General features: G+C 65.3%; 17 protein-coding genes. 9 read left to right on the forward strand and 8 right to left on the reverse strand.

Annotation, left to right across the window (positions count from 1 at the left end):
• Nucleotides 1-145: 145 nt before the first annotated feature.
• The 3 genes from IVB47_RS16115 (at nucleotide 146) to IVB47_RS16125 (ending at nucleotide 2,044) form a co-directional block, all read left to right on the forward strand.
• Nucleotides 146-685, forward strand: coding sequence for an RDD family protein (locus IVB47_RS16115; RefSeq protein ID WP_247462578.1), 540 nt, complete (start codon nucleotides 146-148; stop codon nucleotides 683-685).
• Nucleotides 686-848: 163 nt separating this feature from the next.
• A complete protein-coding gene (locus IVB47_RS16120; protein ID WP_007603416.1) occupies nucleotides 849-1,625 on the forward strand; it encodes an arginyltransferase in 777 nt (258 codons plus the stop codon).
• A gap of 71 nt (nucleotides 1,626-1,696) precedes the next feature.
• Nucleotides 1,697-2,044: a hypothetical protein gene (locus IVB47_RS16125; RefSeq protein WP_247397206.1), complete on the forward strand. Its 348-nt coding sequence runs from the start codon at nucleotides 1,697-1,699 to the stop codon at nucleotides 2,042-2,044.
• Here the strand turns inward: IVB47_RS16125 and IVB47_RS16130 are convergent, their stop codons facing one another.
• The gene (locus IVB47_RS16130) at nucleotides 2,045-3,397 is read right to left on the reverse strand and encodes an Nramp family divalent metal transporter (protein ID WP_247462580.1); all 1,353 of its coding nucleotides are present in this window, start codon (nucleotides 3,395-3,397) and stop codon (nucleotides 2,045-2,047) included.
• A 169-nt stretch (nucleotides 3,398-3,566) separates the two neighbouring features.
• Between IVB47_RS16130 and IVB47_RS16135 the strand changes: the two genes are divergently transcribed.
• Nucleotides 3,567-4,811: an MFS transporter gene (locus tag IVB47_RS16135; protein WP_247462582.1), complete on the forward strand. Its 1,245-nt coding sequence runs from the start codon at nucleotides 3,567-3,569 to the stop codon at nucleotides 4,809-4,811.
• Between the two features lie 197 nt (nucleotides 4,812-5,008).
• Here IVB47_RS16135 and IVB47_RS16140 read toward each other — a convergent pair whose 3' ends face one another.
• Nucleotides 5,009-6,268, reverse strand: coding sequence for an adenylate/guanylate cyclase domain-containing protein (locus IVB47_RS16140; protein ID WP_247289344.1), 1,260 nt, complete (start codon nucleotides 6,266-6,268; stop codon nucleotides 5,009-5,011).
• Nucleotides 6,269-6,453: 185 nt separating this feature from the next.
• On the opposite strand from IVB47_RS16140, the gene IVB47_RS16145 reads away from it, so the two are divergent.
• Nucleotides 6,454-7,611, forward strand: coding sequence for an MFS transporter (locus tag IVB47_RS16145; RefSeq protein ID WP_027518338.1), 1,158 nt, complete (start codon nucleotides 6,454-6,456; stop codon nucleotides 7,609-7,611).
• A gap of 31 nt (nucleotides 7,612-7,642) precedes the next feature.
• Nucleotides 7,643-7,834 (forward strand): hypothetical protein, encoded by a 192-nt coding sequence (locus IVB47_RS16150; protein WP_247289343.1) that lies wholly within the window; start codon nucleotides 7,643-7,645, stop codon nucleotides 7,832-7,834.
• Here IVB47_RS16150 and IVB47_RS16155 read toward each other — a convergent pair.
• From IVB47_RS16155 to dmeF, 3 genes are all read right to left on the reverse strand, one after another.
• Entirely contained in the window at nucleotides 7,831-8,709 is an 879-nt protein-coding gene (locus IVB47_RS16155; RefSeq protein ID WP_027567273.1) for a DMT family transporter, read from the reverse strand. The genes IVB47_RS16150 and IVB47_RS16155 overlap by 4 nt on opposite strands.
• 83 nt (nucleotides 8,710-8,792) lie before the next feature.
• Nucleotides 8,793-9,623 carry an N-acyl homoserine lactonase family protein gene (locus IVB47_RS16160; RefSeq protein WP_027567274.1) on the reverse strand — a complete coding sequence of 277 codons (831 nt, stop codon included), beginning with the start codon at nucleotides 9,621-9,623 and terminating at the stop codon, nucleotides 8,793-8,795.
• Nucleotides 9,624-9,694: 71 nt separating this feature from the next.
• Entirely contained in the window at nucleotides 9,695-10,645 is a 951-nt protein-coding gene (gene dmeF / locus IVB47_RS16165; protein ID WP_247462583.1) for a CDF family Co(II)/Ni(II) efflux transporter DmeF, read from the reverse strand.
• 195 nt (nucleotides 10,646-10,840) lie between these two features.
• Here dmeF and IVB47_RS16170 point away from each other — a divergent pair, with 195 nt between their 5' ends.
• Nucleotides 10,841-11,659 (forward strand): chromate resistance protein ChrB domain-containing protein, encoded by an 819-nt coding sequence (locus IVB47_RS16170; protein ID WP_027567276.1) that lies wholly within the window; start codon nucleotides 10,841-10,843, stop codon nucleotides 11,657-11,659.
• On the forward strand, nucleotides 11,659-13,044 hold the full coding sequence (gene chrA / locus IVB47_RS16175; RefSeq protein WP_247462585.1) for a chromate efflux transporter: 1,386 nt from the start codon (nucleotides 11,659-11,661) through the stop codon (nucleotides 13,042-13,044). Before IVB47_RS16170 ends, chrA begins: the two co-directional genes overlap by 1 nt.
• 194 nt (nucleotides 13,045-13,238) lie before the next feature.
• On the opposite strand, the gene IVB47_RS16180 is transcribed toward chrA, so the two are convergent.
• On the reverse strand, nucleotides 13,239-13,427 hold the full coding sequence (locus IVB47_RS16180; protein WP_081747822.1) for a hypothetical protein: 189 nt from the start codon (nucleotides 13,425-13,427) through the stop codon (nucleotides 13,239-13,241).
• Nucleotides 13,428-14,246: 819 nt separating this feature from the next.
• Between IVB47_RS16180 and IVB47_RS16185 the strand changes: the two genes are divergently transcribed.
• On the forward strand, nucleotides 14,247-15,461 hold the full coding sequence (locus tag IVB47_RS16185; RefSeq protein WP_247462587.1) for a YeeE/YedE family protein: 1,215 nt from the start codon (nucleotides 14,247-14,249) through the stop codon (nucleotides 15,459-15,461).
• Between the two features lie 36 nt (nucleotides 15,462-15,497).
• Here IVB47_RS16185 and IVB47_RS16190 read toward each other — a convergent pair whose 3' ends face one another.
• Both IVB47_RS16190 and IVB47_RS16195 read right to left on the reverse strand, forming a co-directional pair.
• Complete coding sequence (locus tag IVB47_RS16190; RefSeq protein WP_247462589.1) at nucleotides 15,498-17,042, reverse strand: GMC family oxidoreductase N-terminal domain-containing protein; 1,545 nt, start codon at nucleotides 17,040-17,042, stop codon at nucleotides 15,498-15,500.
• A 4-nt stretch (nucleotides 17,043-17,046) separates the two neighbouring features.
• Complete coding sequence (locus tag IVB47_RS16195; protein ID WP_247462591.1) at nucleotides 17,047-18,597, reverse strand: ABC transporter substrate-binding protein; 1,551 nt, start codon at nucleotides 18,595-18,597, stop codon at nucleotides 17,047-17,049.
• Nucleotides 18,598-18,748: the final 151 nt, after the last annotated feature.

Genomic DNA, 18,748 nt, shown 5'->3' on the forward strand with positions numbered 1-18,748 from the left:
AGGGTGTGCCACGACCACCTCCGCCGCCCCCGAATCGCCGGAATATTTCGGCTTGTTAATCCCGGCGCCCTTGGCACGCGGACGGCCTGTTCCCATGTCCTGCCACGGGAGTCCTGCCACGGGAGTTTCCCTCGGGAGAATGGTCATGTCGTATTCGGACTCGGGCAATGCCTGGCGCAATGACGGTGGGGCGCAGCCGCACGCCTACGATCCCTATCTGCACCCGGAACTGTTCCGCGGCGTTGCGATGCGGCGGGTGTTCGCCTTCTTGATCGACATGCTCGTGATCTCGGTGCCGGTGATCCTCGGCTACCTCTTCATCGCGGTGTTCGGCGTGGTCACGCTCGGCATCGGCTGGGCGCTGTTCTGGCTGGCCTGGCCGGCCTCCGTGATCTGGGCCATCGTCTATTACGGCGCCTGCATCGGCGGTCCGTCGTCCGCGACCATCGGCATGCGCGTGATGGATCTTGAATTGCGCACCTGGTACGGCGCGCCCGGCTATTTCGTGCTCGGGGCCACCCACGCCGTGCTGTTCTGGGTGACCGTCTCGTTCCTGTCGCCTTTCGTCGTCCTGGTCGGCCTCTTCAACGGCCGCAGGCGCTTGCTGCAGGATTTCGTGTTGGGAACGGTCGTGATCAACAATTCCGTTCGTGCGCCGGTGCCTCAAGGCGCCAGGACCTACTGATCAGCGACCTTTCGATCAAGGACCTCCTGATCAACCAACCTGGATCAAGAACCTATCAACCTGGACCCGCTATGCTGTCCGATCTGACCTGCCGAGTAGACCGATTGACCGGGGGCTTTCGTAGCGCGATGCTGATGCACATTTTGGAGGCCCACGACGTCCCTTGACCCAGCACTCGCGCGACACCCCACAATTTTACCTCACGGCGCCCTCCCCCTGCCCCTATCTGCCGGGCCGGCACGAGCGCAAGGTGTTTACGCACCTCGTAGGTGAGCGCGCCGGTGACCTCAACGACCTCCTGACCCACGGCGGCTTCCGTCGCAGCCAGTCGATCGCCTACCGTCCCGCCTGCGACCAGTGTCGCGCCTGCGTCTCGGTCCGGGTGATCGCCAACGAGTTCCGCCCCTCCCGCAACTTCCGCAAGGTGATCGCGCGCAACGCCGACATCATCGGCGAGCAGCGCAGCGCGGTGCCGACCTCCGAGCAATATTCGGTGTTCCGCGCCTATCTCGATTCCCGTCACCGCCATGGCGGCATGGCCGACATGACCGTGCTCGACTACGCCATGATGGTCGAGGACAGCCACGTCGAGACCCGCATCATCGAGTACCGCAAGCGCGGTCCCGACAGCGGCATCACCGGCCGGGGCGAGGAGCTGATCGCGGTCGCGCTGACCGACGTGCTCAGCGACGGCCTGTCGATGGTCTATTCGTTCTTCGAGCCGGGCGAGGTCAGCCGCTCGATGGGCACCTTCATGATCCTCGACCACATCGCCCGCGCCCGCCGGCAGGGATTGCCTTACGTCTATCTCGGCTACTGGATCGAGGGCTCCAAGAAGATGGACTACAAGGCCCGCTTCCTGCCCCAGCAGCGCCTCGCCCCCTCAGGCTGGCTGCGCATCGACGCGCAAGGCGATGCGGCGTCCGAGCCGCAGGATTGATCGGCATAGCCGTTCGCCTGCGGGCGACCAATATGCAAGGGCCGTAAGCAGAAGAGACTACGGAGGCATCCTTGTCCCGGACTTACGATCTAATCGCACAGGCCATTATCGAACGACTTCAGGTGCACTGCTCGTATCAGGGTCACCCGCGCGCCATTTGTCCCGCGTTGCTTGGCCATACGAACGGCGAGGAATACACACTTGCCTTCCAATTCTCTGGCGGCTCCAGCAAAGGACTTCCTCGCGCAGGCGACTGGAAGTGCCTAAAGATCGCCGAGATGAGGAAGGTCGAGCTTCGTTCAGGCAAGTGGCACGCCGGCTCGAGTCATCGCGAAAGTCAGCAATGCGTGAAAGAGGTCGACCTCGACGTCAATCCGCTCAGCCCATACAAGCCGAAACGCCGTCACGGCCCTGATTGATCACCCGAACAGCGTATCCGCGAGCAGCTTCAGGTTCAAAACCACGATGATGCCGGCAACGATCCAAGCGATCGCCGCGACCCACGCCGGGATTACGAACTTGCCCATCTTGCGGCGGTCCGAGACGAACCGCACCAGCGGGATCACGGCGAAAGGCAGCTGCATCGACAACACGACCTGGCTGAATACCAGCAGATCAGCCGTGCCGCGCTCGCCATAGATCGCGGTGACGACGATCACGGGAATGATCGCGATGCCGCGCGTCAGCAACCGGCGCGCCCAGCTCGGCAGGCGCAAATCGAGAAAGCCTTCCATCACGATCTGGCCGGCAAGCGTCGCCGTCACCGTTGAATTCAGGCCCGAGGCAAGCAGCGCCACTGCGAACAGTGTCGAGGCGACGCCGAGCCCGAGCAGCGGAGACAGCAGCTCGAAGGCCTGGCCGATCTCGGCAACGTCAGAATGGCCGCTCTTGTGGAAGGTTGCGGCAGCCACGACCAGGATCGCGGCGTTGATGAACAGCGCCAGCATCAGGGCGATGGTCGAATCCGTCGTCGCCCATTTGATCGCCTCGCGCCGGCCTTCGTCGTTGCGCTCATAGGCGCGCGTCTGCACGATCGAGGAATGCAGATAGAGATTATGCGGCATGACAGTGGCGCCGATGATGCCGATCGCGATGTAGAGCATCTCGGGGTTGGTGAAGATCTCGGTCTTCGGCACAAATCCCCTCAGCATCTCGGCCACCGGCGGTGCGGCCGCGGCAAGCTGGACCGTGAAGCAGACTGCGATCACGACGAGCAGCGCGATGACGAAGGCTTCGAGGAAACGGAAGCCGCGATTCATCAGGATGAGCAGCAAGAAGGCATCCAGCGCGGCGATCAGCGCGCCGCCAATCAGGGGAATGCCGAACAGCAGCTTGAGCGCGATCGCCGTGCCGATGACCTCGGCGAGATCGCAGGCGATGATCGCCGCCTCGCAGGCAAGCCAGAGCAGAAAGTTCACGGCCGGCGAATAGGTCCCGCGGCAGGCCTGCGCCAGGTCGCGGTCGGTGACGATGCCGAGCCGTGCCGCCAGTGATTGCAGCAGGATCGCCATCAAATTCGAGAGCAGGATGACCGAGAGCAGCGTGTAGCCGAACTTCGATCCACCGGCGAGGTCGGTCGCCCAATTGCCGGGGTCCATGTAGCCGACCGACACCAGATAGCCCGGGCCGACAAAGGCGAGCAGGCGCCGCCACCACACCCCCGCGATGGGGAGGGCGACCGAGGCATTCACCTCGGCCAGGCTCTTGGTCATCGGCGCGTCATTGCGCCAGCCGGCGGCATCTCGGGTCAGATCGGGAGAGCGAGCATCCATGCGGCGAGAATACCGAAGTCGAGCCTTATTGCAACTCATTTGCAACTGCATCTAGGCGGGTGCGTTCCGGTGGCGGTCGCTATTTCGTCGCCCCAGTCGGGAAGCGGGTGGGTTTGGACGTCCTCCGAGGCGGATACTGGCGCCAACCCGACTTTGCAGGAAACGAGCCATGTCAATTCCCCCGCGCCTCCCCGAGACATTCAACCGCCTCGCCTGGTCGAACCTGGCGGCACAGTCGGCCGAACAGATCGCGCTGGCCGCGGCCCCCATCGTCGCGGTGCTGACGCTCGGCGTCGCCGAGGGCCAGACGGGCCTGCTCCAGACCACGCTGACCCTGCCCTTCGTCCTGTTCGCGATACCGGCCGGCCTGCTGGCCGACCGCATCTCCCGCCGTTCGCTGATGGCGGGCGCCGAGGCGCTGCGGGCCGCGGCCCTTGCAGCGATCGTGCTGCTGCTGGCACTCGGCGCGCTCAATCTGCCGCTGCTGGCGCTGCTCGGCTTTGCCGCCGTGTGCGGCACCGTCGTCTACAGCGTGGCCGCGCCGGCGCTGGTGCCCTCCCTGGTGAGTTCGGACCTGTTGCCGGCAGCAAATGCGCGGATCGAGCTCGCACGCACCATCGCCTTCGCCAGCGGCCCTGCGCTCGGCGGCGTGCTGGTCGGGTGGTGGGGCGCGAGCCCGGCCTTCGGCTTTGCGGCCGCGCTGTCCGCGATCGCCGTCGTGCTGCTCTCCGGCATCTACGAGCCCGACCGCACGCCGGCCCCACGGCGGCATCCGTTCCAGGACATCCGCGAGGGCGCGGCCTTCGTGTTTCATCATCCGCTGCTCCGGCCGGTGTTCATCACCCAGTTCATCTTCAACACCGGATGGTTTCTGCAGATCGCGGTGTTCGTGCCCTACGCCGTACGTCACCTCGGCCTGACCGCTGCCGGCATCGGCACCGTGCTGACGATGTACGGTGTCGGCATGGTGATCGGCGCGCTGTTCGCCACGCGCGTGATGAAGCGCGTCGCGTTCGGCACGGTCGTCGGCCTCGGCCCCGTCACCGGCTTCGTCGCGGCGGTAGTGATGGCGCTGACGGTGCTGGTCCCCTCGCCCTGGCTTGCGGCCTTGAGCTTCTTCCTGCTCGGCGTCGGGCCGATCCTGTGGGTGATCTCGACCACGACGTTGCGCCAGTCGGTGACCCCGCCACGCCTGCTCGGCCGCGTCTCCGCCATCAACATCATGAGCTACGGCGCCCGCCCGGTCGGCTCGGCGCTGGGTGCGGTCGTCGGCGGCCTCTGGAGCGCGGAAGCGTGCCTCTATCTCGCCGCCGCCGTATTCGGCGTGCAGGCGCTAGTGATCTGGCTCTCGCCCGCCGTGGCGCTGGACCGGCAGCCGGACATGGTGGGCGATGAGGTGGCGGCGCGGTGTTAGCTGCACCGTCATTGCGAGCGAAGCGAAGCAATCTGTCATTGCGAGCGAAGCGAAGCAATCCAACTATTTCCGCGGCACGGATTCTGGATTGCCTTCCGCACCGAGACAGTCTGGATTGCTGCGTGTCCGCGGAGATAGTCTGGATTGCTTCGTCGCAAGTGCTCCTCGCAATGACGGAGTATGTTGTAACAGCCAGCCTAGCCCGCCAGATACCGCTCGTAGCTCCCCGTCACCGGCTCGTTCGCGTCCACCTCCGGATCGAGCGTGTAGAGATCCTGCGCGCGGCCGATGCCACGCAGCGCGTAGCGGCCGGTGGAGACGAGGTAGCGGCGGCCGGCGGCGTCGAGGCCCTTGTAGAACTCCGCCGAGGCCAGCAGTTCGCGATCGACCGAACGGCTCATCGAGGCGATGCGGCTGACCTCGTTCACCGTCGGACCGACCACGGTGAAATCAAGCCGGTCCTCGCTGCCGATATTGCCGTAGAAGACCTCGCCGACATGCAGGCCGATATAGGCGGACGTGGTGGGACGGCCCTCGGCGCCCCGCCTCAGGTTCAGCGCTGCAACGTTCTTCCGGAACAAATGCTCGGCGCGCAGCGCGGCGCGCCGGGCATGCGCCATGTCTTCACCGGTGAACATTGCGAGCACGCCGTCGCCGATCAACTTCAGCACGTCGCCGCCGGCGTCGTGGATCGCATCGATCACGGCTTGCGCATAGTCGTTCAGGAACGGGATGATCTCGTCGGGGCCGATGCTCTCGCTGATTCCGGTCGAGCCGCGCAGATCCGAATACCACAGCACGGCGTTGATGCGCTCGGTGACGCCGCGCGAGATACGTCCGCTCAAGACCTGCTCTGATGCATCGCGTCCGAGATAGACGCGGCCGAGCGTGCGCGCGATGTCGACCTGCTGCGCCGACTTGATCGCGAGCCCCAGCACCGGCACGAGGTCGCGCAGCGCCGCGAGCTCGCCTTCGGCGAAGCCGCTGTCGCGTCGCGTTGTCCAGGAGGAGTAGAGGCAGTCCATCTGCCCGAGCGCTCCGGTCTCCCCGAAGCGGTGCACAAAGGCCAGGAAATGGCGGTGACCGGTTTCGGCGAGCTCGCCGATTTGCGAAAAATCGAGCGAGGGCGCGTCGGCGAGATCGATCACCATCTCGTCGTGACCATGCTCGAGCAAATGATAGAACACTGACCGGCGCCAATTGTTGGCCGCGTCGCCCTCGGCCGTCGAGCCGTATTCGACGACGTCGCTCTCGTTGGTCGGTGTATCGCTCCAGCGGAAGGCGCGACCCTCGTAGATCGGGTGCAGCGTATCAATCACGACAAGCCCACGCGAGAGTTCCAGCCCCTCGGCGCGGCAGCGCTCGCAGAAGCCGCGCAGCAGTTCGGGTTCGGGCAGGCCGGTGAGCCCCTGGCCGGCCAACCAGTTCATCAGCGCAAGGCGCGAGGTCAATTGCATGCGCCATTATGCCGTGCATTCGTGACGAGCGAAAGGCGGCGCGCGGACCTTGCGACGTCAAGGCTCCCGCCCGCAGCCAAGGCTCCCACCCGCGGCAGGTCGCATATGTCGTTGACGCTGTTGACGCGCTGCCGCCTCGGGCCGCAAATGCGAATGATGACACCGCCGATCAGAAATTCGGGGATATGAGCCAGCGCCAGCTTCCGATCATCCTGGCGCTCGGTACCACGCAGACCCTGGCCTGGGCCTCGAGCTACTATCTGCCGGCGCTGCTCGCCGATCCCATGGCGCGCGATCTCGGCATCTCCTCCAACTGGGTGTTTGGCGCGTTCTCGGCCTCGCTGGTGATCTCGGCGCTGCTCGGGCCGCGCATCGGCCGACAGATCGATCTGGTCGGCGGCCGGCAGGTCCTCTCGGTGTCGAACCTGACCATCGCCGCCGGCCTCGTTCTGCTCGGCCTCTCGCAATCGGTGGCGGTGATGGCGATGGCCTGGCTCGTGCTCGGCATCGGCATGGCGATGGGGCTCTACGACGCCGCCTTCGCCGCGCTCGGCCGTATCTACGGCACGGAGGCGCGCAGGCCGATCACCGGCATCACGCTGATGGCGGGCTTTGCATCGACCGTCGGCTGGCCGCTCACCGCCTGGGGCCTCGCCCATATCGGCTGGCGCGACACCTGCTTTGCCTGGGCCGCTGCCAATATCCTGATCGGCCTGCCGCTCAACTTCTTCTTGCTGCCGACGATCAAGGGCGCCAGGCAGGCTGCGGCGACAGCGGTGAAGCCGCATCTGCCGCTCGACCGCACCATGGTGCTGCTCGCCTTCATCTTTGCGGCAGTCTGGACCGTCACCGGCGCGATGGCCGCGCATTTCCCGCGCATCCTGGAGACCACCGGCGCGACGCCGGTCGAGGCGATCGCGGCCGGTGCGCTGATCGGCCCCGCACAAGTCGCCGCGCGGGTTCTGGAGGCAGGCTTCCTCAGCCGCTTTCATCCGCTGTGGTCGACGCGGCTCGCCTGCCTCACCCACCCGATCGGCGCCGTGGTCGTTGCGATCTTCGGCGGCGCCGCGGCCAGTGCGTTTGCGCTGTTCCACGGCTCCGGCAACGGCATCCTGACCATCGCGCGCGGCACGCTGCCGCTGTCGATCTTCGGCCCCAAGGATTTCGGCTATCGCCTCGGCATCATCGGCGCGCCGGCACGGATGGCGCAAGCCGTGGCGCCGCTGGCCTTTGGCCTGCTCATCGACGTCATGGGCGCCAAGGTGCTGATCGTCTCATCCGCGCTCAGCCTCTCGGCGCTGGCCGCGCTGTTCATGATCCGCGCGCAACCGCGGCCGGATTGACCGGGCCGGAGCTTTCGCGCACAAGCGAAGCATGACCGAAGACACGCGCCCGCCCCGCACATTCAAGGGCCTCCTGCGCTGGGCGACCACGCCGCCACAGGCCTGGGGTGTCTATCTCCTCGCCATCATCCTGGTCTGGCTGATCTCCTTCTACGCCGGCTCGCTGAAGCCGAAGAAGGCGCCGGAAGCGAGCCCGCCCCCCGTGACCGCACCGCGCAACTAGGCCGGCTTCGTTTCGCCGGTCGCGATCCAGATGCCGGCGAACACGGCGACCAGCCCGATCAGAAGGTTGGGCGTGATCGGCTCGCCGATCAGCAGCGCGGCCAGCAAGGTGGCGGCGATCGGGTTGACCGTCATCGTATTGGCGACCCGGGTCGGCGTTGCCCGCGCCAGCGCCATGACCCAGAGGATGAAGGCGAGCGCACCGCCGCCGATGCCGAGATAGACGCCGGCAATCCACTGCCCCATCGTGAAATGATCAAGCGCTGCAAAGCTGCCCTTCACGAAACCCGCGAGCACCAGCACGGCGGCGCCCGCACCCATGCCGACCGTGAGAAAACCGAGCGGGCTGGAGCGCTGCATCAGCGGCCGCGACAGCACGTTGTAGAACGCCATGCAGAACACGGCACCGCTCATGATCAGCTCGCCGCGCCAGGCGCCCGGCGGGCTTTGCGCCAGGCCCGCCGCCAGCGCCGCCGCCACGCCGAGCACGGCGATGCCGACACCAATGATCTTGCGCGCCGTCAGCCGCTCGACGCCGAGCATGGCGCCGACCACCATGGTGTGGAGCGGCAGCGTCGCAAGCGCGAGACTGGCGCGCGCGGCGGTCGTGTAGGAGACCGCGATGTTGTAGAGGATGAAGAACAGGCCGAAAAAGCAGATGCCGAGCAGCGCCACGGCCGGCCAATCGGACCGCTGCGGCCAGCGCACGCCGAACAGAACCGCGCACGGCAGGAGGCAGAGAAAGCCGATCCCCCAGCGCAGGATCGCGAGCAGGATCGGATCGGCGCCGCCGACCAGATAGCGGGTGATCGCCGCGGCAGTGCCGCCAAGGCTGCTCGACGCCAGCGCGATCGCAACCCCGGCCCACTCACCCACAATCGTCTCCCGTTGCGGAGCTTGTTGAGGGCGCTAGCACGCCCCTGCTGCCACCGTAGTGGCAACAGGGGCGTCGCGGGAAGCTAGTCGTAAAACTCAGGCGCCATCTTCTGGCTGTCGCGCTGGACCTTGTCGTGGTTGATCCAGAGCTGCGCCTTCTCCTTACTGAGCGTGTCGGCGATCTTCTGCATCGAGGCCGCGCTCTGGTCCTTGTTGGCGTTCATGCTGGGCACGCGGCGGTTGTCCCAATTGTCCTTGAAATGCACGGCGTCGCCCGACAGTACGACGGCGCCGGTCTTCGGCAGCTTCACCAGCAGCGATTGATGTCCCGGCGTATGGCCGGGCGTCGACAGGATGGTCACGCTGCCGTCGCCGAACACATCCTTGTCGCCCGCAAGCAGCTCGACCGGGTGCGAGGGCTTGAATCGCGGCTCGTTGTTGGCGCCGGGCCAGTCATACTCGGCCTTCTGCACGTAGAGCGTGGCCTGCGGGAATAGCTCGACATTGCCGGTGTGGTCGGGATGGGTGTGCGAGACGGCCATCATCTTGACGTCACCGGGCTTGAGGCCGAGCTGTTCGAGCTGGGCGGCAAGCGTCTTCGGCCGGCGCCAGGTTACGGCCTTGGGATCGGCGGGCGTAAGGCCGTTCGGCATCGCGGCGACTGCGTCGGCGATGCCGGTGTCCCACAGGAACCAGCCCTTGGCGTGCTTGACGAGATAGCAGCTGTCGACGAAGTCCATCGTCTTGCCCTCGTTGAGGCCGGGCGTCCAGCGCGAGATGTCGCCGGCGGTGCCCTCCCCGCAATTGAGCACGTAGAGCTTTTCGACACCGGTCTTTTCCGATTGCGCCAGCGCCGCATGGCCGCACAGAGCAAGCGCGGCGACGGCGAGAGCGAGCGTGATCCTTGGCGTCATTCGTTCCTCCCTTGCAGCCATTGTCGGCTGTGACCGAGGGTCAACCCCGGCCAGTTCGCAGAATTCCCGCCTCAATGCGGGCAGGTCTCGACCTCGACCGTGACGTGGCTCAACCCCTTCAACCCGGCGAGCCGCCTCTTGTAGACGGCCGGCTGCTTCGGTTGGTCCGACACCACCGAGACCAGCACGGCGCAATGGCCCGGGCCGACCTGCCACAGATGCAGATCGGTGACGCGGTCGTCGCCGATCTCCATGCGCGCCCGGATCACGCGCTCCAGCTTCTCGTCGGCGCGGACGTCGAGCAGCACCGCGCCTGATGTCTTGATCAGACCGAACGCCCAGCTTGCGATCACGGCACTGCCGATCAGGCCGACCGCCGGATCGGCCCAGGCCCATCCCGAATACATGGCGACCACGAGCGCGGCGATCGCCAGCACCGAGGTCGCCGCGTCCGCCATGACGTGGACATAGGCCGCGCGGAGATTGTTGTCGTGATGATGGTGGTGGTGATCATGGTCATGATCGTCGTGATCATCATGCGCATGGCCGTGATGGTGATGACCATGGTTATCGCGGAGCAGCCAGGCACTGGCGAGATTGACGCACAGGCCGAGAGCAGCGACTACGATGGCCTCGCCATAGACGATCGGCACCGGATTGATCAGCCGCAGCACGCTCTCATAGGCGATCTCGACCGCGATCAGGCCGAGGATGATCGCGCTGGCGAAGGCGGCAAGATCGCCGAACTTGCCGGTCCCGAAGCTGAAATGCGAGCTCCCCAGATGTCGTCGCGCAAAGCGATACGCGAACGCGGCAATCCCCAGCGCCGCCGCATGCGTTCCCATGTGCCAGCCGTCGGCGAGCAGCGCCATCGAGCCGGACAGCGTGCCCGCGACGATCTCGCCGACCATCATGACCAGCGTCAGGATGACGACGAGCCAGGTGCGCCGCTCGTTCTCGTCGTGCTTGTCGCCCAGAAAGGCGTGGTCATGGGTCCATTGTTCGATGGAATGGGAATGCATCGCGAACTCTCCGAAAGGCCCGGGCCGTTAACCCCTAATATAGACCTGCGAGTCTTCTGGGCAAAATCCCCGGAATGAGCCGATTGACAGGTAGGTGCCGTTTCGGTGTAATGAAGGTCATGGGGATTTGAGCGATCTCCCCACGAGGCGACATGCCCAAGTATCGCGTCCCGTTGTTTTTCACGAGGGCGCATCATGTCTTCCTACACGACGATATCATCTGACAAACTGGCACGGTTGATCGGCACGGCAAACGCCCCTGCCCTGATCGACGTGCGCACCGACGAGGATTTTGCCGCCGACCGGCGGCTGATCCCAGGTTCGATCAAGCTCAGCCACGACAATGTTCCGGAATGGGGTGCCGAATTCGCCGGCCGCACCGCCATCGTCTCCTGCCTGCGCGGCGCAAAGCTGGCGCAGGGCACGGCGGCCTGGCTCAGGCAGCTTGGGGTCCAGGCCGAGACGCTGGAAGGCGGATTCGAGGGCTGGAAGGACGCAAAGCTGCCGCTGCTCGATACCCGCAAGCTGCCGCCGCGCGACGCCAAGGGACGCACCGTCTGGGTGACGCGGGCGCGGCCCAAGGTCGACCGCATTGCCTGCCCCTGGCTGATCCGACGCTTCGTCGATCCCAATGCGGTGTTCCTGTTCGTGGCGCCTTCGGAAGTGGTGGCGGTCGGGCAACGCTTCAACGCAGCCCCCTTCGACATCGAGAACGTGTTCTGGAGCCACCGTGGTGAGCTCTGCACCTTCGACGTGATGATCGAGGAGTTTGGGATTGCCGCGCCGGCGCTGCTCCGGCTCGCAACGCTGGTGCGCGGCGCCGACACCGGGCGGCCCGACCTTGCGCCGGAGGCGCCCGGCCTGCTCGCAGCTTCGCTCGGGCTGTCGCGGATGTATGATGACGACCTCGAACAGCTCGAGGCCGGCATGCTGCTCTACGACGCCTTCTATCGCTGGTGCCGTGACGCCACGTCCGAGACCCACAACTGGCCGACCAACAAGGCGAAGGCTTGATGGATACCCGTACGATCGAAGCAGGAGCTGATGCCGGTCACGGCGTCAGCTTCAGCGAAGCCTTTCGCGTTTGGCTCCGCGTCGCCTGCCTGAGTTTTGGCGGGCCCGCGGGCCAGATCGCGGTCATGCATCGCATCCTGGTCGAGGAGAAGAACTGGATCTCGGAAGCCCGTTTCCTCCACGCGCTCAATTACTGCATGCTGCTGCCGGGCCCGGAGGCGCAGCAGCTCGCGACCTATGTCGGCTGGCTGATGCATCGCACCGCCGGCGGGCTGATGGCGGGCGGGCTGTTCATTCTGCCCGGCATCATTGCCATCATGGGCCTGAGTTACGTCTACGCCGCCTACGGCAATGTCAGCTTCGTCGAGGCTCTGTTCTTCGGCTTGAAGGCCGCCGTGCTCGCCATCGTCGTCGAGGCCGTGGTGCGCGTCGGCAAGCGCGCATTGAAGAACCGCATCATGATCGCGCTTGCCGCGATCGCCTTCGTCGCGATTTTCTTCTTCGCGATCCCCTTCCCGGTCATCATCATCGCCGGCGGAATCATCGGATATATCGGCGCCAAACAGGGCCGTCCGGAATTCGCGCCGGCCGGTCACGGCCCTGCCGGCAGCAGCGCCGTGATCGACAGCATGCTCGGCGACGCCGTGCCCGAGCATGTCCGCCCCAACACCGTCCGCACGATTCACGTGGGCGTGTTGTGGCTTGCGCTGTGGCTGGTGCCGGTGATCGCGCTGTTGCTCGCTGTTGGACAAGACAATGTCTTCAGTCACATCGCGCTGTTCTTCTCGAAAATGGCGATGGTCACCTTCGGCGGCGCCTATGCTGTGCTGGCCTATGTCGCCCAGCAGGCGGTCGAGCACTATCACTGGCTCAAGCCGCACGAGATGCTCGACGGTCTTGGCATGGCCGAGACCACGCCCGGCCCTTTGATCATGGTGCTCCAGTTCGTGGGCTTCATGGCCGCCTACCGCGACGCCAGCGGCCTGTCGCCGATGCTCGCGGCCACGCTCGGCGGACTGCTCGCGACCTGGGTCACCTTCACACCCTGCTTCCTCTGGATCTTCGTCGGCGCCCCCTACGTCGAACGGCTGCGCGGCAACAAGGGTCTCGGCGGTGCGCTCAGTGCGATCACGGCTGCCGTCGTCGGCGTGATCCTCAACCTCTCGATCTGGTTCGCGCTGCACACGCTGTTCCGCGACACCGTGCCGGTGCACGCGTTTCCGCTGAACTTCGACATGCCGGTCCTGACGAGCGTCGATATCCCCGCGCTCATGCTGTCGATCGCGGCAGCAACCGCGATCTTCCGGTTCAAGCTCGGCATGCTCACGGTGCTCGCGGGCAGTTGCGCGGCGGGCGTGGCGCTAAGGTTGGCGGGGGTGATTTAGAACATGGACTAATTGGTTCGTCACGTCCGGTTTGCCAATGGAAGGCGTCACCAAGCCGTCAGGGTTGCATGGCGAACCTCAGACATCCTCGCCCGAGCCAGTGGGCCAGTTGGTCATCTCAGCTAGCTATGGGGTCCCGGTTCGCCCGCTTGAGGTCATCCACGGAAACGCAGCGCCGGATCTGCCGCATACATTCACCCTTTTTGCTTCTCTTTTGCGCTTCTTCCATCGGAGCTTTCAGAACGTTCTTCGAAGCGATCAGCGCCCTTAGCTAAATCGTGTCCCGTCTTGCTCTCGTTTTTCGCTTCTTCCTTAGCAGTCGCCTCGCGCAAGCCTTCAGCGGCCCGTTCCCCAGCTTTTGATGATTTTCGTTTGTCATCCATGTGAAGCACCTTCCCTGATAGACAACACGCTTCTCCAGGAATACTCCGTGTCTATCCCAGCTAAGCCGTAACAAACTTCAATCAGATCGCTTCGAGATTGTTCCAGTTCGGTTGAAGCTGGTGCGTCTACTGGCGTAAGCCGACGTCAGACGAGCCGCGCGATCCATGTCCGAGTGGATCAGGAGCTTCTTTTCGCTTTCGGTCATAACTTTGTCCTATCAGGTGCCGGGTCGCCGAAGTTGCGCTGAAAAGCCTACGCCACACCGCCTCTCAAGCCCTCGCAAAACATTCTACTTTACCGAAATTCGGATTCGACGTACCAACGACATACCCCGGCCCGAGACAAGGGGCGGATCGCGATCGTCACGACCGCGGGCTGGCCAGCGATGGACGCGACGGCGTCGGGCACAACAGGCATTGCCCGTGTGCATTTCTATCGCCCACGGATCTGCGGGTGCGAGCCGGCGCCCGGCCTTCCCTGCGCCCTTGTCTCAACGAGGGCAATGCGACGACGTAAAACTCGGGCAGAACGCGCCGCGAGATCGCGAAGGCGTGTCCGCTGTTCGACACGTGTAACCGAGCGGTGGCTGGGTGAACCTCACCCTCGATGTCCTCGCCCGGCTTGACCGGGCAACCCAGTACTCCGAGACGATCGTGACTGAGAAGAGAAGCCGCGGCGTACTGGATGCCCCGGTCGAGCCGGGGCATGACAGACGTTTCCTAGCGCTATCGCGCCAGTTCCAAGGTGGAAAGATTGGAACGGGGAGAATTCGCCCCGGTTAGCTCTCACTGCCGAAGACTACGCTTTTTGGATGAGTCATGACCGATCTATCTATCGATGCGCGACTGCTTGCCCCTGACAATGACCGGCACGGCGCCAATCTCACGGTGGTCGTTGTCGCGGCGGCGATTCTTCTGGCGGGCGCCGCGGCCCTGTCGGGCACGATTTCCTGGCAGCAGGGATTGTTGTTTATTCTCGGAGGTGCACTTGGCCTGACGCTTTACCATGCGCTGTTCGGGTTCACCTCGGCCTGGCGCGTCTTCATTGTCGCGCGACGGGGCGCCGGCCTCCGTGCGCAAATGGTCATGCTGGCGCTGGCAACCGCCCTCTTCTTTCCGGCCCTGGCGCAAGGCACGCTGTTCGGCGTTGCCGTGCATGGCGAGCTCGGCGCGGTGGGCGTGGGCATGCTGACCGGGGCGTTTCTGTTCGGCCTTGGAATGCAGCTTGGCGGCGGCTGCGCGTCGGGAACGCTTTATACCGCCGGCGGCGGCAACACCCGCATGCTGGTGACACTGGCGGCCTTCATCGCCGGATCGACGCTCGGTGCATTGCACCTGCCGTGGTGGAACGCGCTGCCGAACATCGGCGCGGTCTCGTTGATCGAACGGCTCGGCTGGCTGCCGGCGCTCGTGCTCTGCTGGGCCGTCATGGCTGCGATCTACCTCATCACCGTCAGGGCCGAGATCGGCCGCCACGGCCAACTTGAGCCGGGAGCGCGCACGAAGCTGCGCGGCGCGCGCCGCTTCATGCAGGGGCCGTGGCCGCTCCTGTGGGGCGCGGTCCTGCTCGCGATCGGAAATTTCGCCACGCTGTATCTTGCGGGACGTCCCTGGGGCATCACCTCCGCTTTCGCGCTCTGGGGATCGAAGATCCTGATGAGCCTCGGCGTCGACGTCGCGTCTTGGGCCTATTGGCAGGGTGCTCGCGCCGCCTCGCTGCACCAAAGCATCTTCGCCGACATCACCTCCGTCATGGATTTCGGCATCATCCTGGGAGCGTTGCTGGCCGCAGGCCTCGCCGGCAAATTCCATCCGACATGGCGCATCTCCGCATCCTCGCTCCTCGCCGCCATCATCGGCGGCCTGCTTCTCGGCTATGGCGCCCGGCTCGCCTATGGCTGCAATATCGGCGCTTATTTCAGCGGGATCGCATCGGGCAGCCTGCATGGCTGGTGCTGGCTGGTCGCGGCTTTCGTTGGCAACATTCTGGGAACCCAGCTCCGACCGCTGTTCGGCCTGGCCGTCGAGCGGTAGGTCTTCGTCCGCACGCCGGCGCTCGATGCTGCCCCTCTAACGCATCATCATCCGCGCGATCGCCTCGCCGATCACCACCGTCGTGAAGTGGGTGTTGGCCCGGCAATCCGACGGCATGATCGAGGCGTCGGCGACGCGCAGGCCCGCGATACCCTTCACTGTGCCGTCAGGGTTGACCACACCGTCGGCGTCGTTGACACCGGTCATCCGGCAACTGCCGGCGGCGTGCTGGATATCGCCGGTCTCACGGCGCAGCAGCGCGTCGAGCTCGTGATCGGGCAAGGCCGCAGCCTGCGGCAGCGTCAGATCCGTATCGGCGAGCCGGATCCAGTCCGTGATGCCTGATAGCGCCGGCTGGGCGGTGATCACGGCCAGCCGCCTCACCGCATCCATCATGCGTAACATGTCGCGGGGATCGGCCAGCATGTTCTCCTCGACAACAGGATCGATCGCGGGGTCGGTCGAGGCCAGCTTGAGCGTGCCACGCGAATACGCGTTGAACAGCCCGGCGCCGATCGCGCCCGGCACGCCGATGCCGCGGTGGTTGAAGGCGATCAGGATCATGTCGCGCTTGCCGCCGTCGGCGAGGCCTGACGAATAGGTCACGCAGCAATTGGTGTGGCGGGTGTCGGGATCTGTGGGCCGCAGATTTTCCTGGAGCTGGATCGTGGCGCGAAATAGCGGGTGGTCGAAGAAGTGCTTGCCGACCGGCAGGTCGCGCTCGACCGCGATCCCCATCGCCTTCAGCTCATCCGCAGGTCCAATGCCCGAGCGCAGCAGGATTGCCGGACTGTGGATGGCGCCGGCGCACAGCACGATCTGGCGCGCGCTGATCTCGCTGGTGCCCTGCCCCTCGATGTGAACGCGAAGGCCGGTCGCCCGTCCATCACTGATCAGCACGCGGTCGACCAGCGCATGCCCGCGAATTTCCAGATTGGCGCGGCCCCGCGCGGGCTCCAGATAACCCTCGTTGGTGGTGATGCGGCGGCTGTCGCGGCTGTTGATGGGATAGCAGGCGACCCCCTCGCCGTCCGGGCCGTTGACGTCGGCGCACCAGGGATAGCCGCTCGCCAGCGCCGCATCGCGCAAGCCGCGATCGATCGGTCCCCATTTGTCCGGCGGCGCGCGATAGACCGGCAGCGGTCCGCCGCGTCCGTGGCAGGCCTCGTCGCCGAATTCCAGATCATCCTCGACCACCGAGAACAACGGCATCACGTCCTTGGCGGACCAGCCGGTGCAGCCATTGGCGGCCCATTCGTCGAAGGCATCGGCAACACCGCGGATGGCGATCTGCCCGTTCATCATCGACGAACCGCCGAGCCCCTTGCCGCGCCAGTAGAAGCGCGGCTCCTGGCCGGCCACGCGGCGCGTCAGAAGATCCGGCCATTGCCATTTCTCCTGGTACTCGCGCTTGTGGATGATCGGGATGGGATTCGGCGTCATCACCTCCCAGGGTGCCTCGTCGGCGCGCCAGTCCAGACCCGCCTCGAGCAGCAGGACGCGCCGTGCGGGATCTTCCGAGAGCCGTGCCGCAACAGCGGCGCCGGCGGAGCCGCCGCCGACAACAATGACATCGTACATCGCGCTACTTCTCAACGTTCCAGAACACCGGGATGGCGGACGGTATCAGACCGCGCAAGGTCGCGCGAGAGGCGGCGGGCTGGGCGAATTGGCCCCACGGTATCGCGGGTACCTGATCGTACATGACGGTCTGGATCTCGCCTGCGATCTTCTTGCGATCCTCCTCGGCGGGCGCCTTGGCAAAGGCTTCCATCAGCGGCGTAATGCGCGCATCGCATTGCCAGCCGGTGAAATCGGCGCAGTTGAAGGCGACCATGACGTTGGTCAGCGGCGAGCCGAGGTCGAAGCCGCCGGCGTGAACGCCATAGACGCTCCAGCCCTCCTTCTTGGCGCGGCGCGCCAGCACGCTCGCCCCGTCCATCACCTGGAGGTCGACGTTGAACCCGGCCTGTTTCAGCCGCTCGGCCAGCACCTGCGCCGAGACGCGCGGGGCTTCGAGATCGTTGGCCTCCATCACGACGACAGGCTCGCCGGCATATTTCGTCGCCTTCAGTGCGGCCTTCGCCGCTTCGATCGACGGCTTGGCGGCGGCTTCGGTCCCGGCCTTGCTGTCATAGGTGGTGCCGCAAGTGAAGTATGTCGCGCAAGGCGTGGCGTATTTGGCGTCCAGGCCGAGTGCGTCCAGCACCTCGCGCTGATCGACCAGCTTCCATAGCACGCGGCGAATTTCTGGATCGTCGAACGGCTTGGATGCGGCGTTGAGGCGATAGGCGCCCGCGAACATGTTGCCGCCGGTGAAATTGACCAGTTTGACCCGTGAGTTCTTCTCCATGGTCGGCAGCAGATCGAACGGCGCGTATTGCATGAAATCGACTTCGCCGGCCTGCAGCGCGGAGGCTGCGGTCGCGCCGTCCGGGATGACACGGATCTCGAGCGTGTCGATGTTGACGCGCTTGCCGCCGGCGAGGAAGTCGGCAGGCTCGGGCCGCGGCACGTAGTCGGCGAACTTCTTCAGGATCATGCGATCGCCGGTGCGGTGATCGGCCTTGCTGTAGACGAACGGGCCCGAGCCGACGATCTCGGTGATGCGCTGGTCGCCGGGCGTTTTGGCGATGCGCTCGGGCATCATGAAGGCCACCGGACTGACGGGATTGCCGAGCGCGTCGATGACGAGACCGGACGGCTCCTTCAGCGTCAGCACGAAGGTTTTTGCGTCGGTCGGCTCGAGCGAGGCCGTGATCGCGAAGATGCGGCGGCCGAGCGCGCTGCGGGTGCCCCAGCGGCGCAGCGAGGCGACGCAATCGGCGGCCGTGACCGGTTGGCCGTCATGCCACTTCAAACCGTCGCGCAGCGTGAAACTGTAGGTCAGGCCATCGGCCGAGACTTTCCAGTCCTGCACCATCTGCGGCTTGATCTCGCCTTTGGAATCCTTCGCAAACAGCGTGTCGAACACCATGTAGCCAAACGTGCGCGAAATATAGGCCGTCGAGAAATGCGGATCGAGCGTGACGATCTCCGCCTCGAGCACCGCGACGAGATTGCCTGCGGCATGCGCGGGCGGCGCGGTCAGCGCCAAGGCGAACAGCGCCGGAATGACAGCCTTCAGTTTGAACATGGAATGGATTTGCCTTTTGACGGAGACGTTAAAGTCGCCAGACAAAAAGCAATGTTCATGCCCGGAGGGCCGAAACACGTATGCGCTCACGGCTATCTGCCGCGCGTTTGCGCGCCACACCCTCGCTGTCATCGCCCGGCTTGACCGGGCG

This window comes from Bradyrhizobium sp. 62, from assembly GCF_023073035.1.
In the GTDB taxonomy this organism is placed as follows: Bacteria; Pseudomonadota; Alphaproteobacteria; order Rhizobiales; family Xanthobacteraceae; genus Bradyrhizobium.

Coding starts and splice junctions, on each gene's coding strand:
- IVB47_RS16190 (WP_247462589.1), bottom strand. CDS start 17,042: ATGTACGATGTCATTGTTGTCGGCGGCGGCTCCGCCGGCGCCGCTGTT.
- IVB47_RS16140 (WP_247289344.1), bottom strand. CDS start 6,268: ATGCAATTGACCTCGCGCCTTGCGCTGATGAACTGGTTGGCCGGCCAG.
- IVB47_RS16150 (WP_247289343.1), top strand. CDS start 7,643: ATGACCGAAGACACGCGCCCGCCCCGCACATTCAAGGGCCTCCTGCGC.
- IVB47_RS16170 (WP_027567276.1), top strand. CDS start 10,841: ATGTCTTCCTACACGACGATATCATCTGACAAACTGGCACGGTTGATC.
- IVB47_RS16145 (WP_027518338.1), top strand. CDS start 6,454: ATGAGCCAGCGCCAGCTTCCGATCATCCTGGCGCTCGGTACCACGCAG.
- IVB47_RS16195 (WP_247462591.1), bottom strand. CDS start 18,597: ATGTTCAAACTGAAGGCTGTCATTCCGGCGCTGTTCGCCTTGGCGCTG.
- IVB47_RS16180 (WP_081747822.1), bottom strand. CDS start 13,427: ATGGATGACAAACGAAAATCATCAAAAGCTGGGGAACGGGCCGCTGAA.
- dmeF (WP_247462583.1), bottom strand. CDS start 10,645: ATGCATTCCCATTCCATCGAACAATGGACCCATGACCACGCCTTTCTG.
- IVB47_RS16115 (WP_247462578.1), top strand. CDS start 146: ATGTCGTATTCGGACTCGGGCAATGCCTGGCGCAATGACGGTGGGGCG.
- chrA (WP_247462585.1), top strand. CDS start 11,659: ATGGATACCCGTACGATCGAAGCAGGAGCTGATGCCGGTCACGGCGTC.
- IVB47_RS16135 (WP_247462582.1), top strand. CDS start 3,567: ATGTCAATTCCCCCGCGCCTCCCCGAGACATTCAACCGCCTCGCCTGG.
- IVB47_RS16130 (WP_247462580.1), bottom strand. CDS start 3,397: ATGGATGCTCGCTCTCCCGATCTGACCCGAGATGCCGCCGGCTGGCGC.
- IVB47_RS16185 (WP_247462587.1), top strand. CDS start 14,247: ATGACCGATCTATCTATCGATGCGCGACTGCTTGCCCCTGACAATGAC.
- IVB47_RS16160 (WP_027567274.1), bottom strand. CDS start 9,623: ATGACGCCAAGGATCACGCTCGCTCTCGCCGTCGCCGCGCTTGCTCTG.